We start from the raw sequence: 14,436 nt of genomic DNA, 5'->3' as shown, positions 1-14,436 counted from the left end.
CAAAACACTGAGCGGAAATCAAAAGCGATGAAAATCATTTGCCTTGAAGAACATACTCTGGATAAAGCGCTGGTTATGGCATCCATGCCGGCTGCACTTGCGCAGGCGCCGTTTCTGAGCGACTGGGGCAAAACGATTACTGACGGCAATCTTCCCGACCGAAGTCGCCCCCAAATTGAAAAAAACGACCTGATTAACGTTAAGGGTGCAGACATTGGTCGCGGGCGTCTGGGCGATATGGACGAGGCCGGTATCACCATGCAGGTTCTTTCGGTTGGAGGATTTCCACACCTGGCATCGGCTGCTGATGTGGTGGATTTGAACCGCGCGGCTAACGACCGCCTCGCTAGCGCGGTTAACGCTCATCCAGACCGCTTTGCCGCATTCGCCACGCTTCCATGGGCTCAGCCCGATTCGGCAGAAAAAGAACTTGAGCGAGCGGTTAAAGAGTTGGGTTTTAAAGGCGCTCTGCTAAACGGCAGGCCATCAACCCATTTTCTCGACCATCCGGATTACGACGGGTTGCTGGCCCGCTTTAACGCTCTTGGCGTCCCGCTCTATCTCCATCCGGGGCTTCCCGTTCGCAGCGTACAACAGGCTTATTACAGCGGCTTCAGTGATGAAGTTACCGCCAGGCTATCGATGTTTGCCTGGGGCTGGCATCACGAAGCGGGCATTCATCTGCTGCGGTTAATCCTGTCCGGGGCCTTTGATAAATATCCGAACCTGCAGGTCATAAGCGGTCACTGGGGAGAGATGCTGCCATTCTGGTTACAGCGTCTGGACGATAGTCTCCCCCAGGCCGCTACGGGGTTACGACACACCATTACGCAGACCTTTCGGGAGCAGGTGTATGTGACGCCATCAGGAATGCTGACGCTGCCGCATTTTCAGTTTATCTATGCGCTGTTGGGGGCCGAGCGGATCCTTTTTTCTGTTGATTATCCCTACCAGACGCTGGATGGCGTGAAGGCATTTATCCAAAGTTTGCCTGTTCCCGAAGAGGCGAAAGAAGCGATAGCCTTCCGCAATGCTGAGCGGTTACTGGGATTAACGTCTTGATAAAAAAGGCTTTGCGGAAGCCTTGATTCAATCAGGATTATTATTAGCTTTTGGCTAAAAGTTATTGAGCTATTAATACCCTAAAAAACAGAATACGGTCAATCTATACTGGAGACCTATTAAACAATTAACTTTTAATCTATTGAAAATGAAAAATATCCTGATTATTTCCGGACACCCGAATCTTAACGAGTCAATTGGTAACGCGACTATCCTGGATGAGATAGCCCTGGCATTGCCAGAGGCTGAAATTCGCCGCCTGGACTGGCTCTATCCGGACAACAGAATCAATGTAAAAGCCGAGCAGGAAAGCCTGCTGAAAGCTGATGTGATCGTCTGGCAATTTCCATTCTCCTGGTATTCACTCCCGGGCGTGATGAAATTATGGCTGGATGAGGTTTTTGTCCACGGGTTCGCCCATGGTTCAACGGCAAAACTTGGCGGTAAAAAACTTATTCTTTCGTTTACCACCGGCGCACCGCAAGCGCTCTATTCATCGGAAGGATTTTTTGGCCATAGCCTTGAAAATTACCTTGCCCAGTTTGAAACCACCGCCAGACTTTGCAATCTGGATTTGCAAATGCCGGTGTATACCTGTGGTATCAGTTATGCCGACAGGGATGAAAATAAAATAGCGCAACAGAAAACAATGGCTAAAGAGCATGCCTCACGACTGATCGCGCTGTTGGAATCCTTATCCCCAGAATTGAAACTGGCTGTATAAAAGAGAGGCATTAATTGTTCATCATCAATATTACGGTAAAAGATGTGATTTCTCCTGAGCAGCATGAATCCCTCTTTGCTCGTCATGCGCAATGGTTTAAACACCATTTTTCCACGGGGGCATTTGTGGTCGTAGGGCCTTATTCCGACAGAGCACGATCTGGAGTCATTATTGCCAATGTAGAAAATCGCGATGAGCTTCTGGCCATTCTTGGCGAGGACGTTTATTACCCTAATCTGGCTACCTATGAGGTAAGTGAATTTTCACCAAAAATGATTGCGGAAAACTTACACCAGTTTCAGAAATCATAAATAATTTTGAGGGGTGAATATACGATGCAGTACACGCCATTGGGTAAAAGCGACTTATGGGTATCCCGTATTTGCATAAAGTGCATGAGTTCTGGCGGCCCGACGACGTCTCCGCATAGCTCTATGATACGAAAAATCATACTGGCTTTCCTGATCGCATTTACCGGCGTTTCATCCGCACTGGCGGTGACACCGGCCTATTATGTTGCAGAATTTCAGCCTACTGACCGAGAAGCGATAAAACCTTACAGTGCTCAGGTCGAGTCTACCTTCAGGCCCTACGGTGGACGCTTTATCGTTCGCGGGGGGCAGCCCAATATTAAGGAGGGATTTGGTGCCCAGGGCAGACTGGTCATTATTAAGTTTGACAGTCTGAAACAGGCTCAGGACTGGTACAACTCCCCTGAGTATCAAAATATCATACCGATACGTCATCGCTCAGGGAATTCCCGCACTTATATTGTTGAAGGTTTGCCTGTCCAGGAACCTGATAAACCTTAGTCGCCTCAATAGTTCGTGTTAGTCAATTCGACCGTTCGGCTAAAGGAGAAGTGAATGAAGTGGATTAACGTACGTAAATCATCATGCTTACTTTTCTGATGCCAGTCAGCGCCCTTCATGCCGGTATGACTTACCTCCTGCCGCTGGCATTCAATAACGCCAGCAGCGGTAAGTTGCCGGAATATCAGCACCAGTTTATTGAACGGTGAAAGTGAAAATAACCACCACTCACCCCATAACCAACTATAAAATAAAGGAATTTTGTGAAAAACATCATCACCATGACACTCTGCCTGCTGTTTGGTAGCCCCGCATTTGCCACCAGCGCAACTCCGCTGGATAAAACCGTTATGAACATTTTCGAACTTGGCATCAAGGCGGGGAAAAGCCGGCAGTATGATGAAGTCGCCAGAAGCAATATTTCCTCTTCCGTTGAGACTGAAAGTGGCACCTTGGCAATGTACTCGCTCAAACGCAAGGATGATCTAAACCAGGCGTACATGATTGAAATCTACGCCGGAAAAGAGGCCTATAAAAAACATTTAGATTCAGAGCAGTACCAGGCGTTTATTGAGCGTGCTCCTGAAATCACAGATAAAAAAAGCAAAACAGATGTCACACCGCAATTCCTTGGCGATAAGCGAATAGTACAAAACGAGAGAACGATAAATAACCTGGTAATTGTCGATGTAAAACCCGAGCACCAACAGGCCTTCAAAAATATCGTCCTCGCGGAAATGTCTGACTCCCTGAAGCTTGAAGATGGCGTGCTGGCTATGTATGCCGCAACCGATGCGAAAAATGAGAATCGCTGGTACTTCTATGAAATTTACGCCAGCGAAGCTGATTATCAACGGCACAGGCAGACACCGCACTTCCGGGGGTATATAGAGCAAACCTCAGAAATGACAACCGCGAAGGAATCAATCCCTGTCGTGCCCGTTTTTCTCAGAAATAAAGGCGCCATGCAGTTTGATGATTAACGCCTGAGATCCCGTCGATGAGATGATCAATGAGGTTTGCGATGAAAGAGATTGTTGCCGCTGTAGTGATGTCGCTGGTACTTGCAGATTTCGCGGATGCAGAAGAAAAAAGAGGTGAAGCCATGTTGAAAATTAACCCATCGGGCCTTTCAGTTGCCGATATCCAATCCGTTTCTCCGGCGCTGGCCCGCTTCGGTAGCGAAGCCATTACGGACGACCTTTGGAAACGTGACGAACTTTCGCAACGTGACCGCAGCATCGTTACCCTGGCCATTCTGATTGCCAGGAACCAGCCCACCGAGCTGAAGCACTATGTCGGGGTTGCTCTCGACAGTGGCGTCACGCCGGCCGAAGTATCGGAAATTATCACGCACCTTGCGTTCTATTCCGGATGGCCAAACGCGATGTCGGCTATCGCAGTCACTAAAGGTGTTTTTCAGGAGCGTGGCGTCACTGCAGAACAGTTAGCCGAAGCCTCTCCTGCGCTTCTGCCGCTTAATCAGGATGCCGAACGGCAGCGTTCAGCAACGGTGGAAAAAAATGTCGCGCCAATTTCCCCCGGGCTGGTCAAATTCACCACCGCCCCTCTCTTTCTCGATCTTTGGCAGAGACCGGCACTTAAGCCCCGGGACAGGAGTCTGGTGACGGTAAGCGCGCTGATAGCATCGGGGCAGAGCGCGCAAATCGGTTACCACCTTAACCGGGCGATGGATAACGGATTGACCGCCGAAGAAGCGGGGGAAATTGTGACCCATTGCGCTTTCTATGCCGGCTGGCCAAATGCCTTTTCAGCAGCACCGGTAGTCGGCGAAGTGCTACGCACCCGATAAAGGGTAGAGCGCCCTGGATTGGCGGTGCAAAAAGAGCCCGACGAATGGTGCCAGAAACTGTCATCACGGCGTTATAGGATGGCTTCGCAAGCAAGAGAGGCATCCAAATCGCTCTCATCTCCCTCTGTCTTTTAGAAGGACTTGCAACGTACCTCGACCAGAACCGCTCAAACCTTGGTGAAGCACATGAAACGTATTCAGTACGACAGTTATGGTGGCCCGGAGTTGATGCGGGTCGATGAGTTTGAATTACCCGCACCCGGTAACGATGAAGTGGTCGTGCGAGTCAGGTTCGCGGCAATCAACCCAATCGACTGGAAGCTGCGCAGCGGACTGATGAAGATCGTCACCGGCAGACGTTTTCCCCGCGCCATGGGAATGGATTTTTCCGGTATCGTCACCTCCATTGGCCCAGGTGTCTCGCGCTTCCGGGTAGGCGACGCCGTCTTCGGCCTCGCTCGCTTCAAGGAAAGCGGTGCGCTTGGCCAGTCGGTGATCACGAAAGAAAATTTTCTGACCAGGAAGCCCGAGAGTATCTCCTTCGAGGATGCCGCCTGTCTGGGTACGTCGGGCGTGACCGCATGGAACGGACTGATCGACAAGGCCAGGCTGCAAGCGGGTCAGCACGTATTCATTAATGGCTGTGCCGGAGCGGTTGGCGAAGCATCCGTGCAGATCGCCCGGCTTTTCGGTGCGGTCGTTTCCGGAAGTTGCAGCTCCCGAGACATGGAGCGCGCTAAATCACTTGGCGTACAAAGGGTCTACGACTATCGCGCAACGGATTTGTCGTCAATAACCACGCGCTTCGATGTGGTATACGACACTGCTGCGACAATGTCCGTATCCACCGGCGTGGCTATGCTACACCGCGGGGGCATGTTCCTTGATCTCAACCCCGACCTGGGCAAGTTCATTCGGGCTGTCTTCGATCGACGGTTGAAGCCAGTCATTGGTTCGCCGCGAGCCGACATCCTGGAAAAGATTGCCAGTGCCGCTGAAGAGGGCAAGTTCCAAATCGCGATTGGCGAAACCGTTGCTCTGGAGGGAGCGATTAAACTGATCACCGAGCTTGAAAAGGGCCGCAAGCTCGGCGGTAAAGGCATTGTGGCGATGGAGTAAGCATGGCCAGAAGTCATCGATTGTTCGACCTGATGCAAGTGCTCCGCCGACACCGAAGAACGGTCTCGGGCCAGGCACTTGCGCACGAGTTGGGCGTGTCCCTGCGAACCATCCGCCGCGACGTTGCCACACTGCAAGACATGGGAGCCGACATCGACGGAGAGCCAGGCGTCGGCTACATCCTGCGGCCAGGATTTCTCCTGCCCCCCATGTCTTTTACCGAAGAAGAGATCCTGGCGCTCGTGACCGGCGCCAAGTGGGTCAGCCGTCAGACCGACGATAGGTTAGCCCTTGCGGTAACAAACGCGCTGGCCAAAATCAACGCCGTTCTTCCGCCCGACATGCGAGCGGCCTTCGACGATGACACTATCTATGTAGGCCATTCGCTGAAAGACTCGACCCATCTCGATCTGAGCGAAATCCGCCGGGCGCTGCGCGAGCAGCGTAAGCTGCGCATCAAGCTGTCTCTCGAACACGCACCGGAAGATGAGCAGGTAATATGGCCGATCATGCTGGGCTTCATCGAAGCCAGGCGGTTTGTCGCAGCCTGGTGCGAGCTGGATGAACAGTTCCGTGTGATCGGCATGGACGATATCACAAGCGCTGAAGTTCTTGCCGAACGCTACCTTCGGAGTCGCCGGCTGCTCGTTAAGGAGTGGCGCGCTCTCGAGATGCGGCCGTGCAACGGCCAGGGCGACATTTGCTGATTAACGTGGTGGGATCCGAGGGATTTGGCACCGATCTGTCGGCAAAGCTTACCGCTCTCAACCCGCCACTGTCCCACTACTTATCACGGGGATGAGCAGCGCCTATTATAAATAAATGCGGCTACCCCGCTGACTATCCCAACAGGAGACAAGTTATGTCCAATAACGACAAGCAGCACACATTTCCCCTTGGCGATCGAAACGTCAAGCGGCTCGGCTACGGCGCCATGCAGTTGGCCGGCCCCGGCGTGTTCGGGCCACCGAAGGATCCTGATGCCGCCCTGGCGGTACTGCGGGAAGCCGTTGCGCTGGGGGTAAATCATATCGACACCAGCGACTTTTACGGCCCGCATATCACTAACCAATTGATTCGCGAAGCGCTGGCCCCCTATCCGGACGATCTGACCCTTGTCACCAAGATCGGCGCGCGCCGGGGTGCGGACGCCTCATGGCTGCCGGCCTTTTCCGCCGCAGAACTGACCAGCGCGGTACATGACAATCTGCGTAATCTGGGGCTTGAAACGCTGGACGTGGTCAATCTCAGGATCATGCTTGATAGCCATGGTCCGGCGGAAGGCTCGATAGAGGAACCCCTGACGTTCCTCGCGGAGCTTCAACGCCTGGGGCTGGTGAAACACATAGGCCTGAGTAATGTGACACCGACCCAGGTGGCGCAGGCGCGCAAGATTTGCAACATTGTTTGCGTGCAAAACCACTACAACCTGATAAACCGTGGCGATGATGCGCTGATTGACCATCTGGCTCGGGAAGGCATCGCTTATGTGCCGTTTTTCCCGCTCGGCGGTTTTACGCCGCTCCAATCCTCGGCGTTATCAGATATCGCTGTGCGTCTCGGGGCCACTCCTCTGCAAACCGCGCTGGCGTGGCTGTATCATCGTTCGCCCAATATTCTGCTGATACCGGGCACCTCCTCCATCGGTCATTTGCGCGAAAACCTCGCGGTGCCTGATTGGCCGTGGACGGAGGATATCGCCAAAGCGCTGGATGCTCTCGCCTGACAATGCACCCCACACCGCAGCCAGGTTCGCCTTATTGATACGGCGGGCCTGGCTGCGGCGGTCTTTACAGCGCCCGCGTATACACCCTTGAAGCCTCTCCCCAGGGGTGATAGCCCAATCCGTTAAAGGCAAAACCCTGCTTTTCGTAGTAGCCCTCAAGATCGGTGCACAGATGCAGGTGCGGGAAGCCAAATTTGCGAGCCTCTTCCGCCACATGATTAATCAGCAACGAACCGTAACCGCGCCCACGGTGCGCTTCTTCCACATACAGCGCACACAGCCAGGGGTACAACTCGCCACGGCTGATAAAGTCATTGGTGATCAACCCCGCACAACCCAGGATGTCGTGGCCGTCCATCAGCAAATACCACTGCGGCAGTGGATTGGCTGCGCCAATGCTGCGGGTGATGGCATCTTCATACATCATCAGGGTGTCTGGCGAAGCCCATTGCTGCTGGAAATAGCGAATCGCCTGTTGCCTAAACTCAGGTGATTGACGCACCGAAATCATGTTCATATCCGTTCCTGTGGTTATTTCCCCTGCTTAAACCGGCTTAAAATTATGCGATACGCGAGAGGGTTTAGCACGGCGTTTATTATAGAAATCAGCCGGATGTGCGGATAACATGGCGGTACTGTCCAAAGATTCGGCAGTATTTTTCCCAAACAGGGGTCGTTATGACGCAAAATATTTATGACAATCAGGCCTTCTTCGACGGTTATGCCCAACTCAGCCGCTCGGTAAACGGGCTGGACGGCGCGCCGGAATGGCCGACTATCCGCAGCATATTGCCGGATTTGCACGGCAAGAAGGTGGTCGATCTCGGCTGCGGTTACGGTTGGTTCTGCCGCAGCGCACGCGAACAGGGCGCCGCGAGCGTGCTTGGCATGGACCTTTCCGAGAAAATGCTGAACAAAGCGCGGGAGATGACGCAGGACATCGGCATTGAATACCGCCGGCAGGATCTGGAACAGCTTCAACTGCCGCCGGCATCTTGCGATCTGGCCTACAGTTCGCTGACGCTGCACTATATCGAAGATCTGGCCCGGCTGTTTGCCACGGTTTATCAGGCGCTGGCGGCAGGTGGGCAGTTTATCTTCACCGCCGAGCACCCGATTTATACCGCGCCGCAGCATCAGGGCTGGCTGGTCGATCAACACGGGCAAAAATCCTGGCCGGTCAACGGCTATCAGCAGGAAGGGCCCCGGATCTCCAACTGGCTGGCGGAAGGCGTCATCAAGCAACACCGTATGCTCGGCAGCTATATCAATCTGCTGGTACAACAGGGATTCATTATCACCTATTTGAATGAATGGGGCCCTTCGACGCAGCAAATAGCGGAAAACCCGGCGCTCGATGAAGAAAAAGAACGCCCGATGATCTTTATCCTGGCCGCCCATAAACCCGCCTGATTATTCCCTCCGGCAGTAAACCCTTCACACATCCGTTCTTGGGGAGGTCACCTCCCCCCAACGTTTTATTCCGCCCATGGCGGCTGCACCTTCTTGCGCAAAGCCTGCCCACAGCCGACTATACTTAAGCTTTTACCCCTTGAACCGGAGAGAAAACAATGGCATTTGCTATCGGCGATTTTGTACAGCGCACCACCGGCGGCCCAAAAATGATCGTGGTAGCCATTGATGGTGACACACTGGTCTGCAGTTGGAACGAACTGGGCACCGAGCAACGTGCGGAAGTCCAGGCCAGCGACGTGGCGCTCTATCATGAAGACGGTGATTTTGGCGTATGCTGAACGGTCGGGGCGCAGCAGCGCCCCGCTAAACCTTCAGGCACGAATGTCCTGATATTCCGGCGTGGTGTCGAATTCGTGTTTGGCGAACGGGCACAGCGGAATGATTTTACGGTTTTCCGCCCGCATTCTCGCCACCACCCGCGCCACCAGTTTTTTACCCACTCCCTGGCCTTTCAACACCTCATCTACCCAGGTGTGATCGATAATGGTTAATTTATCCCCGCTCGGCACAAAAGATATCTCGGCGATCGTTTTACCCTGCCGATCGTTTATATAGAAACGTTTCTCATCTTCCAGAATGTTAAGCTCCACAGCCTTTCTCCTGATATTTAAATGCGTAATGGCCTGCTGTCACTAGAAATAACCTAGGGTTAGTCTAGTCTTTAATCAGTAACACAACATAATTCCGCAGTGGCTGAGGAGTTCAAAATGGGTGACGGCTCAAGAGACGGCGTTATTCTGCTATCCCGAATATTGTTGATGGTCCTGTTTATCATTTTTGGCTGGATGAAACTGACCAGCTTTGGCGCAACGGTTAGCGCAATGGAGGGTTACGGCACGCCAATGCCGTATTTGGCGGCGATTATCGCCGTGGTGGTTGAGTTTGTTTTCGGCATCGCACTTATTCTCGGCATATTTACCCGCCCTATCGCGGTTATTTTCGCCGTCTATGTGCTCGGTACCGCTTTTATCGGCCATCCGTTCTGGAAAATGACCGGGATGGAAATGATGGGCAATGAAATAAACTTCTTCAAAAACATCAGTATTATCGGCGGGCTGCTGCTGTTGGCGGTCACCGGTGCCGGACGTTATTCGCTGGACTATAAATTCTTTAATAAATAGCCCCATTCAGCCGGCAGTCATGCTGCCGGCTGCTCTTCCCTTGTTTACACCCTAGCGGCTACGCTTGGCATGACGCTCGAAGTTGTCGGCCCTGGCCTGCGCCGATTTGCGCAGCGTGACGTAGCAAGCTCCTTCTCCCCCATCGCGCGGCAGCGCCCGACAAAATGCCTGCACCTGCTCAAACTGTGCCAGCCATTTGGCAAGGTAGCTGCGCACAATATTTGGGTGGCTCTCGTCCTCACGGCCCCGGCCATGGACAATCAACAACGAACGCAGATTGTGCTTTTCCGCCAGCAGAATAAAGCGGAACAGCTCTTGCCGGCAGGTCTCGACCGGCTGTCTAAGCAGGTTGAGGTTAGCCTGCGGCGGGTAGCGGCCATTGCGCAACTTATCCAGCACGCCCTGTTGAATGCCCTCACCTTTGTATTCCAGCGGCAGCCCGCAGGGGATCACCTCAAGAAACCCGGTGCTGAGGAAATTCTCCTGCCGCAGCGCCTGCGCTTCGCGGCGCGCGCTTTTATCCCCCCTCTCCTGCGGTTTGAGGTACAGCGTCTGGCACCCGCGGGATAACGGGATGACATCGGCCATCGCCTGCGCAAAAACATCTTTTTCCTGGTTGCTCATCTCACTGCCACTCCTGGACGGGAAGCCTTTTTGGCGCGGATGAAGCTGATTGTAAGACGCCGCGTCCCGGTTGCAAGCCGGAATTGTCAGCGGAGTTTGTCCGCAATCGTCGTCAACGGGTGAGGTTCTGTGCAGTTTTCGTTATACTGCAAACCATTATTGAGTGCCGCAAAGGGAAGAGACCATGAGAATGCGCGAGCTGGAAATCCAGTTTCAAAATGCAATGAGTGAGTTGCAGGCCAGCTTCGAAAAGCAGCACCGCGAATGGCAGCAAAGCTATCAGGCTCTGCAGCAGTTATTGGCAGAGTCCAAACAACGCGAAGCCGCGTTGCTGGAAGAAGCCAAACAGCGCGAAGCGGCGCTGCGTGTGCAGAATGAGCAGTTGGTGCGCAAGCTGAGCACGGCCAGTTCGGTACCGGAACAGCACGCGCTGGTGAAGCAAATCAAAATGCTGGGCGCGCACCTGGATGCATTGGCTAAAGACGCCGCCACTTTCAACCATCACCTGCGCAATCAACAGCGGGCAGCCGACAACTTTAGCGGCGATCAGCGTTGACCCCGGGCGCTGTAGCACAGCGCCTCCTGCCAAATACTGGCGCTCTGAGAGTGTAATAAATCATAAATGACCTGGATCATCATCGCTGCCCTGATCGTTGTATTTATTATTGGTTACCGCATTCTGACTTCAGACACCCGCAAAGCCATCGACTCACTGGCCCACCTGCTGAAAGTAAAACCGATGCTGATTGAATCTATGATTCAGGAAATGGGCAGCCGCAACAGCCAGACCTTTATCCGCACGCTGAATAACGGTTACACCGAAGAGATGCACCAGGCGGCTTATCTGCTGTTTATCTATCTGACCTTTATCAAGCAGGCGAGCGATGAGCAAATCGCCCTGTGGCGTGAAACGCTGCTGCGCGCCGGGCTGTCGCCGGAGCTGCATGCCGAGCATACCGAGGCCGCGCTGTTTTACTTTGCCGATCTGGATATTGACGCGTTCGAACTGGCGCAGTTTCGCCGCGCCTACAATGAGCGCTTTAACCGCGAGGCGATCGCCAACGGCTGAGGTACTCCCCCGCGGGCGGGGGATAGATTACAGGAACATGCTGTAGAGATAGCGCGAAAGCGCATCACGCGAGCTGAAGCCGTGCGGAATGCCATAACGCGCACTCGGGGCATCGCTGCTTAAATCCAGGGGAAACTCAAGGTACTGCTCGCTGGCGCGAACCGGCGAGGTCGGCGTGGCGAAATGCACGCTTTTCTCTTTCAGCGCAGGATGGATCACCAGCGCAGTTCTGCCCATGCGCGCTTCGCGATTCACATACACGTAGTGCTCACCCTTGCGGTAACCATAGGCTTGATCGGTGATAGAATCACGTTCAAAGCCGGTATTCTCCAACACTCTAGCCACTTCATCCGGCCGTAAATACATCGATTTCTCCTCTCGTTCTGGACCGCTGAGCGACCTTACCGTAATCATGAGATGAAACAATAAATTTCTCGGTATGGATGTGGGTTTAGGAATAATCCTTAACTAGGTATTTGCTCGGTTCTGCAACAGCAACCGCAACGTCAGCAATGCCCCCAGAAATACCAGCAACGCTGCCGCCAGATAGATCGATGGCACCCCCATCCGGCTCATCAACAAACCGGCCAACGGTCCGGTTATCCCCAGCGCCAGATCGAGAAACGCCGAGTAGGTGCCAAGCGCGGTGCCCTGATTCTGCTGCGGCACCTGCTTCACCGCCTCCACGCCAAGTGCCGGAAACACCAGCGAAAAACCGGCACCGGCCAGCAACGCCCCGGCCTGCACCATCAGCGGATCCTTGGCCAGCCAAATCAGCAACAGCCCCGCAATTTCAATCAGGAATGACACCAGCGTGACCTTCAAGCCACCATGACGATTAATGGTGTGGCTGAAGATCAGGCGGATACCGACAAAGGCGCAGCTGAACAGCGTCAGCGAGAACGCCGCCCCGCTCCAGCCCTTATCAGCATAGTAGAGGGTAATAAAAGTGGCGATCACGCCAAACCCCACGGTGCCCAGCGCCAACCCCAGGCCATAGGTCCAGATACGGCCAAACACCGCGCTGAAGGCAAGACGCTGACCGGCGGAGATCGACACGTTCGGTTTACCGCCCGCCAGCCACAGCGAAACCGCCACCGACAACACGATCAACGCCGCCACCCCGGCCAGCCCCCAAAGCTGATTGAGATAAACACCGAGCGGCGCGCCGGCCGCCATCGCACCGTAGGTAGCCACACCATTCCACGAAATCACCCGTGCAGTGTGCATCGGCCCCACCCGACCAATGCCCCACAGCGTGGAACCGGTGCTGGCGAAGCTTTCGCCGACGCCGAGAAACACCCGGCCGACGCACAGCAGCATCAGGCTCAGCAGCGGCAGGCCGTCGCACCAAAAAGCGACGGCATAAAACACCCCACTCACGCCGCAACAGGCCAGCCCGAACAACACCACCTTTTTCGGCCCGAGTTGATCGGCATAGCGCCCGGCATGCGGCCGGCTGAACAGCGTTGCGAAGTACTGCGCGCTGATGATTAACCCGGCCAGCACCGAGTTGTACCCGAGGTGGTTATGCACGAACCCCGGCAACACCGCCAGCGGCAAACCTATGGTCAGATAACAGACAAAGGTAAACATCACCACGGACAAGATACGCCGGTTAAGCTGGAAGGTGTTTTCTTTGGCACTGGCTGGGGTCATCGAGGGTGGCTCGCATCAAACGGGGTAAGCAACAGCGCTCAGCATACCCCGGCGCGATCCGATCATAAATATGAGAGTTATAACGAATTATTATTTAACTAACCTGTTGCTCCCTGCGCCATTCGCTCGGGCTGACGCCCTGGATACGCAGGAACTCACGGTTAAAATTTGATTTGGTGGTAAACCCGGCCCTTTGCATGATATCCGTCACCGGCTCGTCGCCGGCCAGTAACCACTGCGCTGCCTGGTGAATACGCAGTTGGTTCACATACTGCGACACATTCATTCCCGTATGCCGGTTAATGGCCTGTGAAACGCGCCGCGCCGGTAAGCCGGCCTTGCGCGCCAGCCGGGCAAGATTCAGCTCAGGCTCCAGATAGAGGTCATCCTGCCGCAGCCGCCGTTGCACCAGATCGAACCACTCCGCCAGCCGCTCTTCGTCTTCCGCGACGCTGTCAGGTAGCTCCGACACTCTCTCTGCCGGGGTTTCCGAAGGCCGGCTGCGGGACAGCACCAGACAAATGCTCAACGCCACCAGCAGGTTGTCGAAGGTCGCCAGCATGGCAGCGTGTCGCCCCGCGAAATAGGCGAAATCGAGCACAATCACCCCTTCGGCAACGGCTACCGCCACCAGCAACATCCCCAACCCACGCCACAGCCGGTAGCTGAGCCAGCTTTCCGCCAGCGGTACCTGCTGCAAAGCATTTTCGCCGCGCCGCAGCGCGTACAACAGGGCGGCGCCGTAGCCGAGATCGGTGACGACGATCAGCGCATCCAGCCAGAAAGGTGCTCTGAGGCTTGCCAGTAACGTCAGGCATAACGGCGTCAGGTGCCACAGCTCACGCCACCTCAACCTTCCCTGGGTACTGGCAAGAAATGCCAGATAGGTCAGCGGCGGTATCGCCACCGCACCGAAGGGTTGCAGCCCATTGAACTGCGTCAGTCCATAGCCGTAACGCAGGCCCACCAGCAGGCTCTGCCAGGCGCATAACAGCAACAACAGCTGAAACACCCAGCGCCGCGCCTGCGGCCGGCCGAGACGGTACAGCAGCCCCAAACACAGCAGGCCAAACAGAAAAGTGACAGGAATAAGCGGCATCGGCGACATCTTGTTGTCTTTGTTCGTGCTCTGCAGTGTAGGACCTTAAACCTGTTAAAACAATTATTTAACGACCTCGATCGCGATCGAGGTCGCCGGATGAAGCGGCAAATGCCAGCCTCTGCGCATTGG

Annotated in this window: 21 protein-coding genes; 15 read left to right on the top strand and 6 right to left on the bottom strand. The window is 54.5% G+C overall.

Going from position 1 to position 14,436, the window contains the following annotated elements; all coding sequences use genetic code 11:
- The first annotated feature begins 27 nt into the window (after window positions 1–27).
- The 10 genes from D4100_RS17785 to D4100_RS17740 all read left to right on the top strand — a co-directional run bounded on the left by D4100_RS17785 (window position 28) and on the right by D4100_RS17740 (window position 7,256).
- On the top strand, window positions 28–1,062 hold the full coding sequence (locus D4100_RS17785; RefSeq protein WP_119804902.1) for an amidohydrolase family protein: 1,035 nt from the start codon (window positions 28–30) through the stop codon (window positions 1,060–1,062).
- Between the two features lie 148 nt (window positions 1,063–1,210).
- Window positions 1,211–1,786 carry an NAD(P)H-dependent oxidoreductase gene (locus tag D4100_RS17780; protein ID WP_006318500.1) on the top strand — a complete coding sequence of 192 codons (576 nt, stop codon included), beginning with the start codon at window positions 1,211–1,213 and terminating at the stop codon, window positions 1,784–1,786.
- A gap of 14 nt (window positions 1,787–1,800) precedes the next feature.
- Window positions 1,801–2,097, top strand: a complete 297-nt coding sequence (locus D4100_RS17775; RefSeq protein ID WP_119804901.1) for a YciI family protein — start codon at window positions 1,801–1,803, stop codon at window positions 2,095–2,097.
- A 123-nt stretch (window positions 2,098–2,220) separates the two neighbouring features.
- On the top strand, window positions 2,221–2,598 hold the full coding sequence (locus D4100_RS17770; RefSeq protein WP_119804900.1) for a DUF1330 domain-containing protein: 378 nt from the start codon (window positions 2,221–2,223) through the stop codon (window positions 2,596–2,598).
- A gap of 83 nt (window positions 2,599–2,681) precedes the next feature.
- Window positions 2,682–2,807, top strand: coding sequence for a hypothetical protein (locus tag D4100_RS17765; protein ID WP_006318503.1), 126 nt, complete (start codon window positions 2,682–2,684; stop codon window positions 2,805–2,807).
- Between the two features lie 54 nt (window positions 2,808–2,861).
- A complete protein-coding gene (locus D4100_RS17760; RefSeq protein ID WP_119804899.1) occupies window positions 2,862–3,581 on the top strand; it encodes an antibiotic biosynthesis monooxygenase in 720 nt (239 codons plus the stop codon).
- Between the two features lie 41 nt (window positions 3,582–3,622).
- The gene (locus D4100_RS17755; RefSeq protein ID WP_119804898.1) at window positions 3,623–4,411 is read left to right on the top strand and encodes a carboxymuconolactone decarboxylase family protein; all 789 of its coding nucleotides are present in this window, start codon (window positions 3,623–3,625) and stop codon (window positions 4,409–4,411) included.
- Window positions 4,412–4,597: 186 nt separating this feature from the next.
- Window positions 4,598–5,530, top strand: coding sequence for an NAD(P)-dependent alcohol dehydrogenase (locus D4100_RS17750; RefSeq protein ID WP_119804897.1), 933 nt, complete (start codon window positions 4,598–4,600; stop codon window positions 5,528–5,530).
- A gap of 2 nt (window positions 5,531–5,532) precedes the next feature.
- On the top strand, window positions 5,533–6,237 hold the full coding sequence (locus D4100_RS17745; protein ID WP_006318511.1) for a helix-turn-helix transcriptional regulator: 705 nt from the start codon (window positions 5,533–5,535) through the stop codon (window positions 6,235–6,237).
- A gap of 155 nt (window positions 6,238–6,392) precedes the next feature.
- Window positions 6,393–7,256 (top strand): aldo/keto reductase family oxidoreductase, encoded by an 864-nt coding sequence (locus D4100_RS17740; RefSeq protein ID WP_119804896.1) that lies wholly within the window; start codon window positions 6,393–6,395, stop codon window positions 7,254–7,256.
- Window positions 7,257–7,320: 64 nt separating this feature from the next.
- Here the strand turns inward: D4100_RS17740 and D4100_RS17735 are convergent, their stop codons facing one another.
- Window positions 7,321–7,773: a GNAT family N-acetyltransferase gene (locus D4100_RS17735; protein WP_006318521.1), complete on the bottom strand. Its 453-nt coding sequence runs from the start codon at window positions 7,771–7,773 to the stop codon at window positions 7,321–7,323.
- 161 nt (window positions 7,774–7,934) lie between these two features.
- Between D4100_RS17735 and D4100_RS17730 the strand changes: the two genes are divergently transcribed.
- Both D4100_RS17730 and D4100_RS17725 read left to right on the top strand, forming a co-directional pair.
- Window positions 7,935–8,669 carry a class I SAM-dependent methyltransferase gene (locus tag D4100_RS17730; protein WP_119804895.1) on the top strand — a complete coding sequence of 245 codons (735 nt, stop codon included), beginning with the start codon at window positions 7,935–7,937 and terminating at the stop codon, window positions 8,667–8,669.
- Window positions 8,670–8,827: 158 nt separating this feature from the next.
- The gene (locus D4100_RS17725; protein WP_006318523.1) at window positions 8,828–9,010 is read left to right on the top strand and encodes a YodC family protein; all 183 of its coding nucleotides are present in this window, start codon (window positions 8,828–8,830) and stop codon (window positions 9,008–9,010) included.
- A gap of 33 nt (window positions 9,011–9,043) precedes the next feature.
- Here D4100_RS17725 and D4100_RS17720 read toward each other — a convergent pair whose 3' ends face one another.
- The gene (locus D4100_RS17720; RefSeq protein ID WP_119804894.1) at window positions 9,044–9,322 is read right to left on the bottom strand and encodes a GNAT family N-acetyltransferase; all 279 of its coding nucleotides are present in this window, start codon (window positions 9,320–9,322) and stop codon (window positions 9,044–9,046) included.
- A gap of 117 nt (window positions 9,323–9,439) precedes the next feature.
- On the opposite strand from D4100_RS17720, the gene D4100_RS17715 reads away from it, so the two are divergent.
- Window positions 9,440–9,853, top strand: a complete 414-nt coding sequence (locus tag D4100_RS17715) for a DoxX family protein (protein ID WP_006318525.1) — start codon at window positions 9,440–9,442, stop codon at window positions 9,851–9,853.
- 51 nt (window positions 9,854–9,904) lie between these two features.
- Here D4100_RS17715 and smrA read toward each other — a convergent pair whose 3' ends face one another.
- A complete protein-coding gene (gene smrA / locus D4100_RS17710; RefSeq protein ID WP_119804893.1) occupies window positions 9,905–10,477 on the bottom strand; it encodes a DNA endonuclease SmrA in 573 nt (190 codons plus the stop codon).
- 184 nt (window positions 10,478–10,661) lie between these two features.
- On the opposite strand from smrA, the gene D4100_RS17705 reads away from it, so the two are divergent.
- Together D4100_RS17705 and D4100_RS17700 are read left to right on the top strand one after the other, a co-directional pair.
- Complete coding sequence (locus tag D4100_RS17705) at window positions 10,662–11,033, top strand: MbeD/MobD family mobilization/exclusion family protein (RefSeq protein ID WP_006318535.1); 372 nt, start codon at window positions 10,662–10,664, stop codon at window positions 11,031–11,033.
- A 66-nt stretch (window positions 11,034–11,099) separates the two neighbouring features.
- Window positions 11,100–11,546: a DUF1198 family protein gene (locus D4100_RS17700; RefSeq protein ID WP_006318537.1), complete on the top strand. Its 447-nt coding sequence runs from the start codon at window positions 11,100–11,102 to the stop codon at window positions 11,544–11,546.
- Between the two features lie 27 nt (window positions 11,547–11,573).
- On the opposite strand, the gene D4100_RS17695 is transcribed toward D4100_RS17700, so the two are convergent.
- The 3 genes from D4100_RS17695 to D4100_RS17685 form a co-directional block, all read right to left on the bottom strand.
- Window positions 11,574–11,912: a DUF2002 family protein gene (locus tag D4100_RS17695; RefSeq protein WP_006318539.1), complete on the bottom strand. Its 339-nt coding sequence runs from the start codon at window positions 11,910–11,912 to the stop codon at window positions 11,574–11,576.
- A gap of 102 nt (window positions 11,913–12,014) precedes the next feature.
- Window positions 12,015–13,205, bottom strand: a complete 1,191-nt coding sequence (locus D4100_RS17690; RefSeq protein WP_119804892.1) for an MFS transporter — start codon at window positions 13,203–13,205, stop codon at window positions 12,015–12,017.
- 94 nt (window positions 13,206–13,299) lie between these two features.
- Entirely contained in the window at window positions 13,300–14,313 is a 1,014-nt protein-coding gene (locus tag D4100_RS17685; protein ID WP_119804891.1) for a helix-turn-helix domain-containing protein, read from the bottom strand.
- Between the last annotated feature and the right edge of the window lie 123 nt (window positions 14,314–14,436).

This window comes from Serratia inhibens (assembly GCF_003591175.1).
GTDB lineage: Bacteria > Pseudomonadota > Gammaproteobacteria > Enterobacterales > Enterobacteriaceae > Serratia > Serratia inhibens.
Note: the sequence above shows the minus strand (reverse complement) of the source record. Positions and strands in the feature narration are given on the sequence as shown.